The following is a 13,495-nucleotide window of genomic DNA, read 5'->3' as shown; positions in this document are numbered from 1 at the left end:
CACTTACGCGCCCCGGCGGTAGGACCGATATGTTCGGGGTCGTCACGCGCAACGAGGAGGAATGCACCTGGCCCGAGTTCGATCTCGCCTTCTACGAATCGAAGGACGTCAGCGGGCGCTCCACGGAGCCGATCCCTGAAGCAATCAACATGATCTCCTGTTTCGGGGACAACGCCGCCGCCGAGAGCTCACCCGAACTCGTCCCGCGAAACCGGGAGGGCGAACTCGCCACCCGCGAACGCCCTTACTTCGACTGGGCGTACATCTGCCCGACCCACGAGGACTATCGCGAGGGGCTCCTCGAAATGGTGAGCGAGGCTGCCGAGGAGAACGAAAGCGTCCGGCTCGACGACGTGGGATTTCCCCGTCAGGAGTACTGTTTCTGCGAGCGTTGTAACCGGCTGTTCGCCGAAAGCGAGTTCGAGGACCGCCTCGCGTGGCGCGCGTCGATCATTACCGAGTTCGTCGCCGACGCTTCGGAGAGGATTCCCGGCAAGACCTATCTGACGCTCTATCCCGACCCGTATCCGGGCCACCTCTACGAGCGCGCCGGCCTCGACATCGAGGCCATCGAACCCCATGTGGACGAGTTCGTTGTCCCGCTCTACGACATGGCCTACTCGACGACCTACTGGCTCGAAACCATCGCGAGCGGTTTCGAGAGTCTTCTGGGGACTCCCTTCAGCGTCGAACTGTATGCGGTCGACCTCGATATCGACGATCTGATCCACGCCGCGGAGGTCGCAGACGCCTACGGCGAGGACGTCTTCTTCGGCTACGACGCCGCGAACGCCCAGGCCACGCTGCGGCGGATGCGCGCGGATACCCGTGAGGGAAAGAGCTACGGGCCCGACGAGTAACTCACAGTTCGCGCTCGCGCCACGCCAACAGGTCCTCGCGGTCGCGGGTGTCCTCGGGGAGGTCGGCGAACCATCGTGCCGCGGAGATCTCATCGTCGGGATCGGCGATGTGGGTCTCGGTCGTGAGCGCTCGGGCGGTGAAGACGGGAACCACGCCCACCGTCTCGTACTCGCCGCAGGTGATCCGGACCCGCGTGAGGATTCCCAACCCATCATACTCGGCGTCGACGCCGGCCTCCTCGGCGAGTTCACGAACTGCGGCGCGCTCGAAGTCCTCCTCGGGGTCGACCTCGCCGCCGGGGAGCACCCACAGGTCGACGCCGTCGTGGCGCACGAGCAGGAGCTCCCCCGAAGGGCGGTAGACGATGGTGTGGGCCCCGTAGGGCGCACCGGTGCGCTCGACGCGCTCGGTCAGGGTCCGAAAGCGTCCCCGGGAAACCCGCCGGTGGCGCTCGCGTTCGAGACAGGCATCATGGCGCTCGCGGAGGCGGTGGTAGGCCCGTTCGGCTCGCTGGCTCGCTTCGCTGGCACGAAACCACAGCTTGTCGATCGTCGTCATTAGCCACCTCCCGGGGGCGATGGCGTGGCGAAAGCGTACATACCGGCAGGAGGAGCGCGGCTCGGAATAACGCTTCGGCGGACGAACCATGTCGCTTTTACCGAACCGGGGGCTACCGGTGAGTATGAGCTTCGACGAGGACGATCACGTCGTGCTGTCGGACGAGCACAGCGAGTACGACGGTCAGGAGGGGCGGGTCACGCAGGTAATGGAGAACATGTTCGGCGATGCCACCTACACCGTGAGCTTCGAGGACGGCCAGGAGACCGGCATTCCCGAGGACGACCTCTCCCCCGCCGACGAGACCGAAGAGTAACGCGCGATGGCCGCCGTCCCGCTTCACTACGTCGATATCCGAACTTTTTGCTACGCTACCGAGGACGAAAAGCGGGTCGAGCAGGCCCTTAGAACCTACCTCCCCGAAGGAGTCGAGATCGACAGGGCGGAGACGGAGGGGTATCACGGGGACCGCATCCTCGTCCTCTCGGCGCGCGTCGAGAACGCGGACGGGATCCGTCACGTCCTCGATCAGCTCCGAGGCTCGGCCGATCTAGAGCGGGTTCGGGAGCAACTCGACGACCGGGTCACCGAGAACTGCGAACTGTTCCTGTATCTCGACAAGCAGGCCGCCTTCGGCGGCGAGGCCCGCCTCGGCGAGGGGATCACACTGCGGGCGAAGGTCGAGGCCTACCCCGCAAAGAAGGAATCGGCCGTCGAGAACGTCCGCGAGATCCTGTAAACCGGGCAACATCGCGTTGCCGTCCCCCGAACGTATTTTTACCCGTGTCGTGAGGGGCCGTGTATGTCGAACACAGACACGACCGAGCGCGGACTGGTGAAAGCGCTCTCCCAACGGGACTTGCTGGTGCTCGCCTTTGGCGCGATGATCGGCTGGGGATGGATCGTCCTCTCGGGCCAGTGGATAAACGAGGGCGGACCCCTCGGCGCGATCTCGGCGTTCGTCATCGGTGGAACGCTGGTGATCTTCGTCGCGGTGATCTACGGCGAACTCGCCTCGGCGATGCCCTTCGTCGGCGGCGAGCACGTCTACAGCCACCGGGCGCTCGGCGCGCTCGGATCGTTTATCTGTACGTGGGCGATCGCCTTCGGCTACGTCAGCGTCGCCGCCTTCGAGGCCGTCGCCCTGCCGTCGGCGCTCGCGTTCGTGATCCCGGGGTTCAACGCGGTCGAACTCTGGTCGATCGCGGGCGATCCGGTCTATGGGACGTGGGTGCTCGTCGGCGCGGGCGGTGCAGCCGTCATGACCGCCGTCAACTACGTCGGGATCCGCCCGGCCGCCCAGTTCCAGGGGATCGTCACGCTCGTCATCGCGCTCGCGGGGGTAGTGTTGGTAATCGGCGCGATCACCGGCGGCCAGCCCTCCCCCGACCCGCCCGTGATCGGTGGGGTGGCGGGCGTCTTCGGAGTCGTGCTCGCGACGCCGTTCATGTTCGTCGGATTCGACGTGATCCCCCAAGCCGCCGAGGAGGCGGACGTCCCCACCCGGTCGCTGGGGACGATCATCGTCGCGGCGGTACTGATGGCGACCCTCTTTTACATCGCCGTTCTCTGGGGCTCCAGCCGGGCCTTACCGGGCGCACAGCTGGTCGAGAGCCCGCTTCCGGCCGCGGCGGCCATGGAGACGCTGTACGACAGCGTGACCGTCGGCCAGCTGATGGCGCTTGCGGGCATCGCGGGCATTCTCACGAGCTGGAACGCTTTCGTCATCGGCGGGAGCCGGGCGATCTTCGCGATGGCCGAGTCGGACATGCTGCCCGCCGTCCTCGCGAAGACCCACCCCGAGTACAACACGCCCCACAACGCCATCCTGCTGATCGGCGTTTCGTCGGTGCTCGCGCCTCTGTTCGGCGAGGGGATGCTCGGCTGGATCGTCAACGCCGGCGGGCTGGGGATCGTCCTCGCGTGGCTGTTCGTCTGCGTCTCGTTTCTCGTCCTCCGCCGGCGCGAACCCGGGATGGAACGGCCCTTCAAGGTGCCTGCCGGCTACCTCACGGGCGCGATCGCGCTGGTCCTCTCGGCGTTTTTCGTCGTGCTCTACCTACCCGGTGGGCCGTCGGCGCTCGTCTGGCCCTACGAGTGGCTGATGGTGCTTCTGTGGGCGCTGCTCGGTGTCGGGCTGTTCGCACTCTCGCCACGGGGGCGCGCGCTCGTCGGCTGATGGCCCGAGTACGGGACCATCACTCCAGTCGGACCTCGACGAGCGCCATCTCCTCGGAGGGGACCACCTCGTTCAGGACCTCCTCGAGTTCGTCCCACGTCTCGGGGCGATGGCCCTCGATGTCGAAACTCTCGGCGAACGCGACGAAATCGGGGTTCTGGAGTTTTGTCCCGAAGTGTTCGCTGAGGTGTTGTTCCTGTTTCTCGCTGATCAGCCCGTAGTCGTTGTCGTTGAACAGGAGGATCGTATAGCCGAGTCCGAGTCGCTTTGCCGTCTCGATTTCGGCGCCGTTCATCAGAAAGCCGCCGTCGCCGGTCGCGGCGACGACGTTCGACTCGCAGGCGAGATCCGCTGCGAGCCCGCCCGGAACTGAGATCCCCATGCTCGCCAATCCGTTGGAAACGATGCAGGTGTTGGGTTCGTAGGTCGGAAACGACTGGGCGATCGCCATCTTGTGGCTGCCGACGTCCGAGAGCAGGACGTCCTCGTCGGCCATCGCCGCCCGCAGGATCGGCAGGGTGTGTCGGACCGAGAAGGGGTCGTCCGGTTCCGGGCGCGCGGTGACGTGGTCGATCACCCGGTCGTGGACGTCGGTACACCATGCCTTCCCGGTTCCCGAGCCAATCGCTTCCGTCAGCGCACGCAGGCTCGCGGGGATGTCCGCGACGATCTCGACCTCGGGGTTGTAGTGGCGATAGACCTCGGCGGGCTCGTGATCGACGTGGACCACGGTCGTTTCGAGGTCGGGATTCCAGCCCTCGGGGTCGTGTTCGGCGATGTCGTAGCCGACCGCGAGGACGCAGTCGGCGTCCTCGATGGCCGCCGCAGCCTCGCCATCCGGGCCCGAATCCAGTGTCAGAAGCGAGTAGGGCTCGCGATCCGAGATCGCACCCTTGCCCATGTAGGTCGCGACGACGGGCACGCCCATCCGGGCGACGAGTTCGCGCAGCCGGTTCGAACTCTCGGAATCGCGGCCCGCGCCGCGCGCCCGGGTCCGCACCGCACCGTTGCCCGCGAGCACGATCGGCCGTTCGGCCCGTTCGAAGAGGTTCGCCGCCCGCTCGATCGAATCGGGATCGGGATCGGCCCGGCGCACCCGCTCGCGGACCGGCAGGGGCGTCTCGGTCGTCTCCTCGGCGGCGACGTCCTCGGGAAACTCGAGATGGGCCGCACCCGGTTTCTCGTGTTCGGCGAGTTTGAACGCCTTCCTGACCGATTCGGCGACGACATCGGGCTCGCCCAACTGCGTGTTCCACTTCACGATCGGCTCGAACATGTCGACGACGTTCAGCGCCTGGTGGCTCTCCTTGTGGAGCCGTTCGCGCCCGCCCTGGCCCGTGATCGCGACCAGCGGGGACTTATCGAGATGGGCGTCGGCGACGCCCGTCATGAGGTTCGTCGCGCCCGGGCCCAGCGTCGAGAGACAGACCCCGGCCTTGCCCGTCAGCCGGCCGTGGACGTCGGCCATGAACGCCGCGCCCTGCTCGTGGCGGGTCGGGACGAACACGATATCGGAGTCACGGAGCGCGAACAGGACGTCCTCGAGTTCCTCGCCCGGGATGCCGAAGACGTACTCGACCCCCTCGCGTTCGAGACACTCGACCAGCAACTCGGCAGTGGTGACCATACCGGTTCGAGGGACGCAAGGGCCATTACTTCACCGACGGTCGTCGTCCCGTCATGACCCATGGCCGGCGAGCCGCGCGGCATCGGGGGAGGTTCTATGTCCAGGGGCGTCCTCTCGGCCGTATGGACGTCGCACTTCACTGCTCCGCGGAATCGCCGGCCGAGCGCGCGCACGCGATCGCGAACGTCGGGAACCTGCTCGACGCACGGGCGGACGCCAGCGTCGTCTTCGTCGCCAACGGGGACGGCGTTCTCGCGCTGACGGCCGACGCCGAACAGGCGGATCGGGTCGGGGCGCTCGCCGACCGCGGTGTCGCGTTCCGGGCGTGTGCGAACTCGCTTCGCTCCCGGGGGATCGACGAGACCTCCCTCGCGGAGGGCGTCGAGACGGTTCCGGCGGGCGTCGGCGAACTCGTGGGGTTGCAGGCGGCGGGGTCGAGCTACATCAAAGTCCCCTGATTGGATGCACCGCTTCGCGGTTCCGCGTCCGGGGGAGGCTAAAAGTAGCCGGCGGACGAACGCCCGAGTATGTACGACAGCGTCCTGATTCCGACCGACGGAAGCGAGATGGTCGACACCACGCTCGAACACGGCCTGCGGATCGCGCGCGACAACGACGCCGCCGTTCACGCGCTCTACGTCGTCGACAGCCGCGTCGCGCGCGCCGCCGAGGACGCCCGCGAGGAGGTCGAACGATCCCTGCAGACGGAGGGTGAACAGGCCGTCGAGCACGTCCGCGAGCAAGCCGACAACGCGGGACTCGAAGCCGTCGGTGAGGTTCGAACCGGTACGCCACAGAAGGAGATCCTCGAATACGCCGACGAAGCTGGAATCGACCTGATCGCGATCGGGACACACGGGAAGAGTCCCCGCGAGAAGCTGCTGTCGATGGGTAGCGTCACCGAGCGAGTCGTCGACAACGCCTCGGTGCCCGTCCTCGTCGTGCGGAAGTAGTCGATCACCCGATCCCGCGTTCGAGCGGGATCGTCACCTCGACGTCCTCGCCGTCGATATCGACGGGTTCCTCGACGTTGGTGAACTCCTGACTCTCGACGCGGACGATGTACGAGCCGTCTTCGAGTTCGAAGGAGACGATCCCGTCCGGACCGGGCACCCGCGCGTCGGCCCGCGGAACGAGCTGGGCGGTCTGGACGGACACCGAGGCCTCGAGTGCCGGCTGGCCGTTCTCTTCGATCCTCACGGTCAACGTGTACGTCTCCGGCTCCTCGTCCTCGCCGACGGAGTCGGACCCCGAGCGAAGGCTCGGACAGCCCGCGCTCGCCACCGTCGCACAGAGTGCCCCCGCCCTGAGCAGCTCCCGTCTCCGTAGCGCGCGCCCGTCGACCATCGCCTCCGAGTTACGCCCCCGCCCTCTTTACTCCGTCGCGACGTCGTCCGGGCCTTCGGACGACTGCACCCAGACGCTCTTCTCGTTGACGAACTCGTGAATCCCCTTCTCGGCGAGTTCCCGGCCGTAGCCGGAATTCTTCACGCCGCCGAACGGGATTCGGGGGTCGGACTTGACGAGTTCGTTGACGAAGACACAGCCCGCCTCGACCCGGCGGGCGAGGCGCTCGCCTCGATCGAGGTCCTCGGTCCAGAGCGACGCGCCGAGCCCGAAGTCGGTGTCGTTTGCCACCTCGATCGCCTCGTCCTCGCTCTCGACCTGGAAGACGGCGGCGGCGGGACCGAAGACCTCCTCGGTCGCCGCGGCGGCGTCCCGCGGCACCTCGGTCAGCACGGTCGGCGGGTAGAAGTTCCCGTCTTCATCCGGGCGTTCACCCCCCGTCCGGAGCTGTGCGCCCGCCTCGACGCTCCGTTCGACCTGATCGTGGACGTCCTCGACGAGGTCCTCGCGGGCCTGCGGGCCGAGGTCGGTGTCTTCGTCCATGGGATCGCCCATCGAGAGCGACTCCATCTCCTCCGTGAACCGCTCGACGAACTCGTCGTAGACGGCCTCGTGAACGATGAAACGTTTGGCGGCGATGCAGGACTGTCCCGAGTTGATCGTGCGGGCCTGCGCGCCGGTTTCGGCGGCGGCCTCGACGTCGGCGTCGTCGAGCACGACGAACGGGTCGCTACCCCCGAGTTCGAGGACGCTCTTTTTGATCTCGCTGCCGGCGGTCTCGGCGACCGCTCGGCCGGCACCCTCGCTTCCCGTGAGCGTCACCGCCGCGAGGCGATCGTCGCGGATCACGTCCTCGATGGCGTCCGACCCGACGAGCAGGCTGGTGAAGACTCCCTCGGGGTAGCCCGCCTCCTCGAAGACCTCCTCGATGGCCTTCGCACAGCCCGGGACGTTCGAAGCGTGTTTCAACAGGCCGACGTTACCCGCCGTGAGGTGCGGGGCCGCGAAGCGAAACACCTGCCAGAACGGGAAGTTCCAGGGCATCACCGCGAGCACGGACCCGAGCGGCTCGTAGGAGACGAGCGAACGGGATTCGGGCTCGCTGCCGAGTACCTCGTCGGCGAGGAACTCGTCGGCGCGCTCGGCGTAGAAATCGCAGACCCACGCACATTTCTCTATTTCGGCGCGGGCCCCGGTGATGGGTTTGCCCATCTCCTCGGTCATCAACCGGGCGTACTCCTCTTGGTTCTCCCGGAGCACCTCCGCAGCCCGGGAGAGCAGCACCTGTCGCTCGTCCATCGGGCGCTCGCGCCACTCTCCGAAGGCCTCGGTGGCCCGGTCGAGCGCCTGATCGACGTCGTCCTCGGTGTGGTCGTCGTACGTTTCGAGCGTCTCGCCGGTCGCTGGGTTTACGCTTTCCATGGATCTCGCCCGGCCACCGCGTGCCGGTTGGCCGGGGCTACGACTGACACGCCCATAGGGGTTGGCCCTGCTCGCGCGTTCCCCCTCGAACCCGGCTCTCAACGCTCCCGGTAGCGACCGAGAGGCATTCTGCAGTCCGGACAGTGAACGACAGCGGGTCGCCCCCGAAGCGAGACAGATCGGTACGACCTTACTCGATGTCGATCGACTTCCCGCCGATCCCGGGGTCGTGTTTGGGGAGCGTGATCGTCAGCACGCCGTTCTTGTAGGTCGCCGAGACGGCTTCCTCGTCGACGCGTTCGGGGAGCTGAAGCGTTCGGCGGAGCGACTCGCTCCGGCGTTCGCTCCTAAGGTAGGTCTCGTCCTCCTCCTCGGTGCTCCGCTCGCGGTCGGCCTCGATGGTGAGGGTTCGCCCGGAGACTCGAACGTCGATCTCGTCCTTCTCGAAGCCGGGGACGTCGGCCGTGACGACCAGTTCCCCGTCGCGATCGAGCAGATCAACGCTCAGGCGGTTCGACCCGCCCATCCCGAAGACGTCCTGGTCGAATCCACCCTGGCCCTCGAACTGGCGATTGAGCCGGTCGAAGAACTCCTCTACGTCGTCGAATGGGTTGCGTCGTGACATACGGGTGGGGATACGCCGTCGAGGATGTTAACCCTAACCCGACCCGAACCGCCACGGACTTCATCGCCGCGCACGAAACGGGCCCATGTACGAGGCGGTTGACGCCACGCCCGAAGGCCGCGCGACGCCCGCGCGCTTCGCCTGCACCGCCCGCGAGTACGGCTTTTCGGGACTCGTCGTCCGAAGCGGTGTGGCCGATGCCGAACGGATCACCGAGAGGTACGAAATCGACGTCGTCTCGGGGACCGAGGTCCGCGCCGAAAACCCACAGAAAGCAAGCGGACACCTCGGGAACCGTCGCGAGGAGTACACGGTTCTCGCGCTCCGGGGCGGGACGAACGATTTGAACCGGTTCGCGGTCGAACAGCCCCGTGTCGACGTGCTCACGAAGCCGATGGCCGACGAGGGTGACTTCAACCACGTGCTCGCGAAGGCCGCCGCGAAGAACGGCGTACGCGTCGAGTTCGACTTCTCGAGGGTACTTCGACAGGCGGGCGGCCCGCGGGTGCAGGCGCTTTCGGACATGCGAAAACTCCGCGAACTCGTCGTCCAGTACGACGCGCCCTTCGTGGTGAGCGCCTCCCCCGAGAGTCACCTCCAGTTGCGCGGCCCGCGCGAGCTGATCGCGGTCGGCGAGGAGATCGGGTTCACCGCCGAGCAGGTCGAGGAGGGGCTTCGAGAGTGGGGGCGGCTCGCACAGCGCAATCGAGCGATCGCCTCCGAGTCGTTCATAGAGCCGGGGGTGCGTAGGGGACGGTATGAAGAGAACCGTTGAGGAGCACGCGAGCCGGTTTGACGACCACGCCGCCGACTACGACGAGAGCCAGGACAGCGAGGAGTACAAAGCCTGTGCGAGCCTCGTGATCGAGCACGCGGACCCGGATCCCGAGGACACGGTCCTCGATATCGGTTGTGGGACCGGTGCGATCGCGCTGGCGCTTGCACCCGACGCGAAGCGCGTGGTCGGACGGGATATCAGTGAGGGAATGATGGAGAAAGCGCGCGAGAAAGCCGAACAGCAGGGGCTCGATAACGTCGAGTTCGGCGAGGGACGCTTCCGGGAGCCTGACTACAACGACCCCGTCGATATCGTCGTCTCGAACTTCGCGATGCACCACCTCGCGGACGAGGAAAAGCGCGAGGCCATCGAGACCATTGCGGGACTCGGACCTCAGAAGGTCGTACTCGGCGACGTGATGTTCTTCGGCGAGCCCGATCCCGACGAGCCGTTTTACAGCCCCGAGGTGGACGTCCCCGCGACGGTCGGCACGCTCGTCGAGGCGTTCACCGCGGCGGGCTTTGCGATCACCCACGCACAGCGAGTCCACGACCAGGTCGGCGTGCTGGTCGCCGAGCGGCGCTGAGTTTCGAAACCCACGTCGGTCGCCGCCAACGCGGGATCTATCCGTGCCGAGCCCTTTTATCGGGGTGTGAAGCACCTCCCGAAACACGTCCGGCCCAAATGGCGCTATCTCGGCGTCGGGCTCGAAACCTGGCCCGATGCGGCGCTCTCGCGGCGCGGGTTCCAGCGCGGGCTCTGGTACGCCGGACAGAATCTGCTCGGCGACCCGGCAAGTGCGGACGCCGAGCTGAGCGTGTTCGCGTTTCACCACGCCGACGGCGTCGGCGAGGCGGTCGTCCGTACCCGGCGGGACACGGTGAGCGAGGCACGGGCCGCGCTGGCCTGTCTCGACGAGGTCGACGGGCAGGAGGTCGGCGTCTCCGTACGTGGGATCAGCGGAACGGTGAAGCGCTGTGAAGAAAAGTATTTAGGACGCCGACCGGAAGTTTCGGGCGAGAATCGAGTCGTGTACGAGAACGCAGACCGGGCCGCCGTCGTTCGTGACGGCCTCGTCGACGTACGGGTCGGGGATGCGTACACCGGCGCGACGGACTTCGACGTAACTCCAGTGTGATACTATGCAGGGACAAAACCAACAGCAGGCCTACGACCGAGGAATCACGATCTTCTCGCCTGACGGACGGCTCTATCAGGTCGAGTACGCCCGCGAGGCCGTAAAACGTGGCACGGCAAGCATCGGCATCCGAACCGCCGGCGGCGTCGTTCTCGCCGTCGACAAACGCATCCGCTCGCCGCTGATGGAGCGCACCAGCGTCGAGAAGATCCACAAGGCTGACGACCACATCGGCATCGCCAGTGCGGGCCACGTCGCCGACGCCCGCCAACTGATCGACTTCGCCCGGCGGAACGCACAAGTGAACCGGCTTCGATACGGCGAGCCCATCGGCGTCGAGACGCTCACGAAGGACGTCACCGACCACATCCAGCAGTACACGCAGGTCGGCGGCGCCCGGCCGTTCGGCGTCGCGCTGATCATCGGCGGCATCGAAAACGGTGAACCACGGCTCTACGAAACCGACCCCTCGGGGACGCCCTACGAGTGGAAGGCGCTCGCGGTCGGCGCGGACCGTGGCGACATCGAGGACTACCTCGAGGACAACTACGAGGAGGAATCCGACTTGGAGGGCGGGATCGAGCTCGCGCTTCGCGCGCTCGCGGAGGTCAACGACGGCGGACTTCGCCCCGAGAGTATCGGCATGGCGACGATCCCCACCGAGACCGAGTCGTTCACCGAGGTCGAGGACGACGAGATCGACTCGTACCTCGACGAGTTCGACCTGCTGGCCGACGAGGAGGACGAGGAGCAGGAGTCCGACGAATCGGCCGAGTAAGCGGAACCGAAAGCGCGAACACTCTTTTACCGCCGGCTCGAACGCATGGGTATGATATCGCTTGACGAGGCGGTGACGGCCCGTCTCGAATCCCATGGCGCACGGTTCGAAGTGCTCGTCGACCCGGATGCGGCGCTGGCGATCAAACGCGAGGAGTTCGACGGCGACCTAGAGGAGGTGATCGCCGCCGAGGAGGTCTTCGAGAACGCCTCACGCGGGGATCGGCCCGCCGAGAGCGATCTCGAGGACGTCTTCGACACCACCGATCCCATGGAGATCATTCCCGAGGTCATCCGACGGGGGGAGATCCAGATCACCGCCGAGCAGCGCCGCGAGATGCAAGAACAGAAGCGTCGACAGCTGATCAACCGTATCGCGCGAAACGCCGTGAACCCGCAGATGGACAACGCGCCCCATCCGCCCGACCGCATCGAGAGCGCCCTCGAGGAGGCGGGGTTCAGGGTCGACGCGATGGAACCGGTCGAACAGCAGATCGACGACGCGCTCGACGCCCTCAGACCGGTTATCCCGATCCGGTTCGACGAGGTGGTCGTGGCGGTCGAACTGCCGGCCGAGCATGCGGGCAGTGCCCAGGCGCAGGTCCGACAGTTCGGCGACCTCAAACGCGAGGAGTGGCAGAACGACGGCTCGTGGGTCGGGGTACTCGAGTTTCCCGCGGGGATGCAAAACGACTTCTACGACCTGGTCAACGAACACACCAGCGGTACCGGCCAGACCCGAATCATCAAGGACGAGGACGAGATCGGCACGCGATAGCCCCGGTCGAACGCACCGAAACCGGCACGGGATTGAAGTCGACCGGGCACGTAGCGCGCGATATGGTGTGGCAACGGGACGGCTTCGGGGTGACGGACCGGCGCGGCTGATGACGTCGGTATCGACATCAGCAGTCGCCACGAGGAGCGTGGCGAATACCTGATGGTCTCGGCAGCCGTCGCCGCGAGCGTCGGATCGAATCGCATCCGCGAGGTGACCGGGATCGACCTCGCGAGCAGCCGAGCGGGGCCGACGCTCACGGCCACCCTGTCGGTCGCCGCGGAGGCGGTCGGCAGTCTTCCGGATCCACCGTTGGGAGCCGTCGTCGCCGAGCGCGGGGGGTTCCACGAGTGGCCCGAGGTCGTCGACACGTCGTTCGACCCCGAGTTCACATACGCCGAGCCGGTTGCCGAGCGTCGAACCGTCGAGATCGCACACCAGGCGGCCTACGCCGCACGAACACTCATACTATGAATACGGTCATCGTCAAACGAGTAGACGAGGGCACAGCCGACACGGGCGAGATCCGAGATCTGGCGCGTGCTGCGGGCTACACCGTCCTCGACGAACTGGCACAGACACGCACGGAGGACGCCGCCTACCACATCGGCGAGGGAAAGGTCGAGGAACTGGCGCGCCTGATCGACCGAACGGGTGCCGATACGGTGATCTTCGACAACCGCCTCGGCCCCTACCAGATATATAACATCGGGACGGAGCTACCGGACGACGTCGAGGTGATCGACCGTTTTACGTTGATCCTCGACATCTTCGGCCAGCGCGCCCAGACACGGAAGGCCCAACTCCAGGTCGAACTCGCCGAGCTGCGCTACGAACTTCCCCGTGTGGACGCGAAGGTCAGCCTCGCGAAACGCGAGGAACACCCCGGGTTCATGGGGCTTGGCGAGTACGACGAGTCCCGCGAGCGCGACATCAAATCCCAGATCAGCCGGATCAAGGACGAGTTGGCCTCGATCGCGAAAACCGAGGAGCACCGGCGAGAGGAGCGCCGCGAGTCGGGCTTCGATCTCGTGGCGTTGGCGGGATACACGAACGCCGGGAAATCCACGCTCCTCAGACGGCTCGCTGCGGATGTCGCCGTCGACGAGAACGAGGGCCTCCATCCCGACCTCGATACGACAGCCGAGTCGCGCGACCAGCTCTTTACGACGCTGGGAACGACCACGCGCCGCGCGGACATGGAACGGGACGTCCTGCTCACCGATACAGTGGGGTTCATCAGCGACTTACCCCACTGGCTGGTCGAGTCGTTTCGCTCGACGCTCGACGAGGTCTACCGGGCGGACCTCGTGTTGCTCGTCGTCGACGTGAGCGAGCCGATCGAGGCGATCCGCGAGAAGCTCGTCACCTGCCACGACACGCTCTACGAGCGAAACGAGGCACC

At 66.4% G+C, this 13,495-nt stretch carries 18 protein-coding genes; 13 read left to right on the top strand and 5 right to left on the bottom strand.

The window, feature by feature from the left end; all coding sequences use genetic code 11:
* Positions 1-29: 29 nt before the first annotated feature.
* Positions 30-860 (top strand): hypothetical protein, encoded by an 831-nt coding sequence (locus EAO80_RS11980; protein ID WP_122090121.1) that lies wholly within the window; start codon positions 30-32, stop codon positions 858-860.
* A gap of 1 nt (position 861) precedes the next feature.
* Here the strand turns inward: EAO80_RS11980 and EAO80_RS11975 are convergent, their stop codons facing one another.
* A complete protein-coding gene (locus EAO80_RS11975; RefSeq protein WP_122090120.1) occupies positions 862-1,419 on the bottom strand; it encodes an NUDIX hydrolase in 558 nt (185 codons plus the stop codon).
* 124 nt (positions 1,420-1,543) lie between these two features.
* Between EAO80_RS11975 and EAO80_RS11970 the strand changes: the two genes are divergently transcribed.
* The 3 genes from EAO80_RS11970 to EAO80_RS11960 all read left to right on the top strand — a co-directional run bounded on the left by EAO80_RS11970 (position 1,544) and on the right by EAO80_RS11960 (position 3,598).
* Positions 1,544-1,735, top strand: coding sequence for a DUF1918 domain-containing protein (locus EAO80_RS11970; RefSeq protein WP_122090119.1), 192 nt, complete (start codon positions 1,544-1,546; stop codon positions 1,733-1,735).
* 6 nt (positions 1,736-1,741) lie between these two features.
* Positions 1,742-2,158, top strand: coding sequence for an RNA-binding protein (locus EAO80_RS11965; protein WP_122090118.1), 417 nt, complete (start codon positions 1,742-1,744; stop codon positions 2,156-2,158).
* Positions 2,159-2,221: 63 nt separating this feature from the next.
* Positions 2,222-3,598: an APC family permease gene (locus EAO80_RS11960; protein WP_122090117.1), complete on the top strand. Its 1,377-nt coding sequence runs from the start codon at positions 2,222-2,224 to the stop codon at positions 3,596-3,598.
* Between the two features lie 19 nt (positions 3,599-3,617).
* On the opposite strand, the gene EAO80_RS11955 is transcribed toward EAO80_RS11960, so the two are convergent.
* Positions 3,618-5,225, bottom strand: coding sequence for an acetolactate synthase large subunit (locus tag EAO80_RS11955; RefSeq protein WP_122090116.1), 1,608 nt, complete (start codon positions 5,223-5,225; stop codon positions 3,618-3,620).
* 122 nt (positions 5,226-5,347) lie between these two features.
* Between EAO80_RS11955 and EAO80_RS11950 the strand changes: the two genes are divergently transcribed.
* Positions 5,348-5,683, top strand: a complete 336-nt coding sequence (locus EAO80_RS11950; protein WP_162993988.1) for a DsrE family protein — start codon at positions 5,348-5,350, stop codon at positions 5,681-5,683.
* Positions 5,684-5,752: 69 nt separating this feature from the next.
* Positions 5,753-6,178 (top strand): universal stress protein, encoded by a 426-nt coding sequence (locus EAO80_RS11945; protein WP_122090114.1) that lies wholly within the window; start codon positions 5,753-5,755, stop codon positions 6,176-6,178.
* A 4-nt stretch (positions 6,179-6,182) separates the two neighbouring features.
* On the opposite strand, the gene EAO80_RS11940 is transcribed toward EAO80_RS11945, so the two are convergent.
* From EAO80_RS11940 to hsp14, 3 genes are all read right to left on the bottom strand, one after another.
* Positions 6,183-6,572: a hypothetical protein gene (locus EAO80_RS11940; protein ID WP_122090113.1), complete on the bottom strand. Its 390-nt coding sequence runs from the start codon at positions 6,570-6,572 to the stop codon at positions 6,183-6,185.
* A 27-nt stretch (positions 6,573-6,599) separates the two neighbouring features.
* On the bottom strand, positions 6,600-7,994 hold the full coding sequence (locus EAO80_RS11935; protein WP_122090112.1) for an NAD-dependent succinate-semialdehyde dehydrogenase: 1,395 nt from the start codon (positions 7,992-7,994) through the stop codon (positions 6,600-6,602).
* 190 nt (positions 7,995-8,184) lie between these two features.
* Positions 8,185-8,619 carry an archaeal heat shock protein Hsp14 gene (gene hsp14, locus EAO80_RS11930; RefSeq protein ID WP_122090111.1) on the bottom strand — a complete coding sequence of 145 codons (435 nt, stop codon included), beginning with the start codon at positions 8,617-8,619 and terminating at the stop codon, positions 8,185-8,187.
* Positions 8,620-8,704: 85 nt separating this feature from the next.
* Between hsp14 and EAO80_RS11925 the strand changes: the two genes are divergently transcribed.
* The 7 genes from EAO80_RS11925 to hflX all read left to right on the top strand — a co-directional run.
* Complete coding sequence (locus tag EAO80_RS11925) at positions 8,705-9,394, top strand: RNase P subunit p30 family protein (protein WP_122090110.1); 690 nt, start codon at positions 8,705-8,707, stop codon at positions 9,392-9,394.
* Positions 9,378-9,983 carry a class I SAM-dependent methyltransferase gene (locus EAO80_RS11920; RefSeq protein ID WP_122090109.1) on the top strand — a complete coding sequence of 202 codons (606 nt, stop codon included), beginning with the start codon at positions 9,378-9,380 and terminating at the stop codon, positions 9,981-9,983. The genes EAO80_RS11925 and EAO80_RS11920 overlap by 17 nt, the downstream gene beginning before the upstream one ends.
* A gap of 66 nt (positions 9,984-10,049) precedes the next feature.
* Positions 10,050-10,535: an Rpp14/Pop5 family protein gene (locus tag EAO80_RS11915; protein ID WP_122090108.1), complete on the top strand. Its 486-nt coding sequence runs from the start codon at positions 10,050-10,052 to the stop codon at positions 10,533-10,535.
* Positions 10,536-10,539: 4 nt separating this feature from the next.
* Positions 10,540-11,313, top strand: coding sequence for an archaeal proteasome endopeptidase complex subunit alpha (gene psmA / locus EAO80_RS11910; protein WP_122090107.1), 774 nt, complete (start codon positions 10,540-10,542; stop codon positions 11,311-11,313).
* A 51-nt stretch (positions 11,314-11,364) separates the two neighbouring features.
* A complete protein-coding gene (locus tag EAO80_RS11905) occupies positions 11,365-12,090 on the top strand; it encodes a ribosome assembly factor SBDS (RefSeq protein ID WP_122090160.1) in 726 nt (241 codons plus the stop codon).
* A 120-nt stretch (positions 12,091-12,210) separates the two neighbouring features.
* Positions 12,211-12,564 carry a DUF2209 family protein gene (locus EAO80_RS11900; RefSeq protein ID WP_122090106.1) on the top strand — a complete coding sequence of 118 codons (354 nt, stop codon included), beginning with the start codon at positions 12,211-12,213 and terminating at the stop codon, positions 12,562-12,564.
* Positions 12,561-13,495, top strand: a 935-nt coding sequence (gene hflX, locus EAO80_RS11895; protein ID WP_122090105.1) for a GTPase HflX, incomplete at its 3' end; no start/stop codon positions are given. The genes EAO80_RS11900 and hflX, both read left to right, overlap by 4 nt.

Origin of the sequence: Halalkalicoccus subterraneus (genome assembly GCF_003697815.1) — an archaeon.
Lineage (GTDB): Archaea > Halobacteriota > Halobacteria > Halobacteriales > Halalkalicoccaceae > Halalkalicoccus > Halalkalicoccus subterraneus.
The sequence above is the reverse complement of the archived record's forward strand: the minus strand, read 5'-3'. Positions and strand labels throughout refer to the sequence as shown.

Excerpts from the sequence above, each read along its gene's own strand:
- EAO80_RS11980 (WP_122090121.1), top strand. The coding sequence starts at position 30 with ATGTTCGGGGTCGTCACGCGCAACGAGGAGGAATGCACCTGGCCCGAG.
- EAO80_RS11975 (WP_122090120.1), bottom strand. The coding sequence starts at position 1,419 with ATGACGACGATCGACAAGCTGTGGTTTCGTGCCAGCGAAGCGAGCCAG.
- EAO80_RS11970 (WP_122090119.1), top strand. The coding sequence starts at position 1,544 with ATGAGCTTCGACGAGGACGATCACGTCGTGCTGTCGGACGAGCACAGC.
- EAO80_RS11965 (WP_122090118.1), top strand. The coding sequence starts at position 1,742 with ATGGCCGCCGTCCCGCTTCACTACGTCGATATCCGAACTTTTTGCTAC.
- EAO80_RS11960 (WP_122090117.1), top strand. The coding sequence starts at position 2,222 with ATGTCGAACACAGACACGACCGAGCGCGGACTGGTGAAAGCGCTCTCC.
- EAO80_RS11955 (WP_122090116.1), bottom strand. The coding sequence starts at position 5,225 with ATGGTCACCACTGCCGAGTTGCTGGTCGAGTGTCTCGAACGCGAGGGG.
- EAO80_RS11950 (WP_162993988.1), top strand. The coding sequence starts at position 5,348 with ATGGACGTCGCACTTCACTGCTCCGCGGAATCGCCGGCCGAGCGCGCG.
- EAO80_RS11945 (WP_122090114.1), top strand. The coding sequence starts at position 5,753 with ATGTACGACAGCGTCCTGATTCCGACCGACGGAAGCGAGATGGTCGAC.
- EAO80_RS11940 (WP_122090113.1), bottom strand. The coding sequence starts at position 6,572 with ATGGTCGACGGGCGCGCGCTACGGAGACGGGAGCTGCTCAGGGCGGGG.
- EAO80_RS11935 (WP_122090112.1), bottom strand. The coding sequence starts at position 7,994 with ATGGAAAGCGTAAACCCAGCGACCGGCGAGACGCTCGAAACGTACGAC.
- hsp14 (WP_122090111.1), bottom strand. The coding sequence starts at position 8,619 with ATGTCACGACGCAACCCATTCGACGACGTAGAGGAGTTCTTCGACCGG.
- EAO80_RS11925 (WP_122090110.1), top strand. The coding sequence starts at position 8,705 with ATGTACGAGGCGGTTGACGCCACGCCCGAAGGCCGCGCGACGCCCGCG.
- EAO80_RS11920 (WP_122090109.1), top strand. The coding sequence starts at position 9,378 with ATGAAGAGAACCGTTGAGGAGCACGCGAGCCGGTTTGACGACCACGCC.
- psmA (WP_122090107.1), top strand. The coding sequence starts at position 10,540 with ATGCAGGGACAAAACCAACAGCAGGCCTACGACCGAGGAATCACGATC.
- EAO80_RS11905 (WP_122090160.1), top strand. The coding sequence starts at position 11,365 with ATGATATCGCTTGACGAGGCGGTGACGGCCCGTCTCGAATCCCATGGC.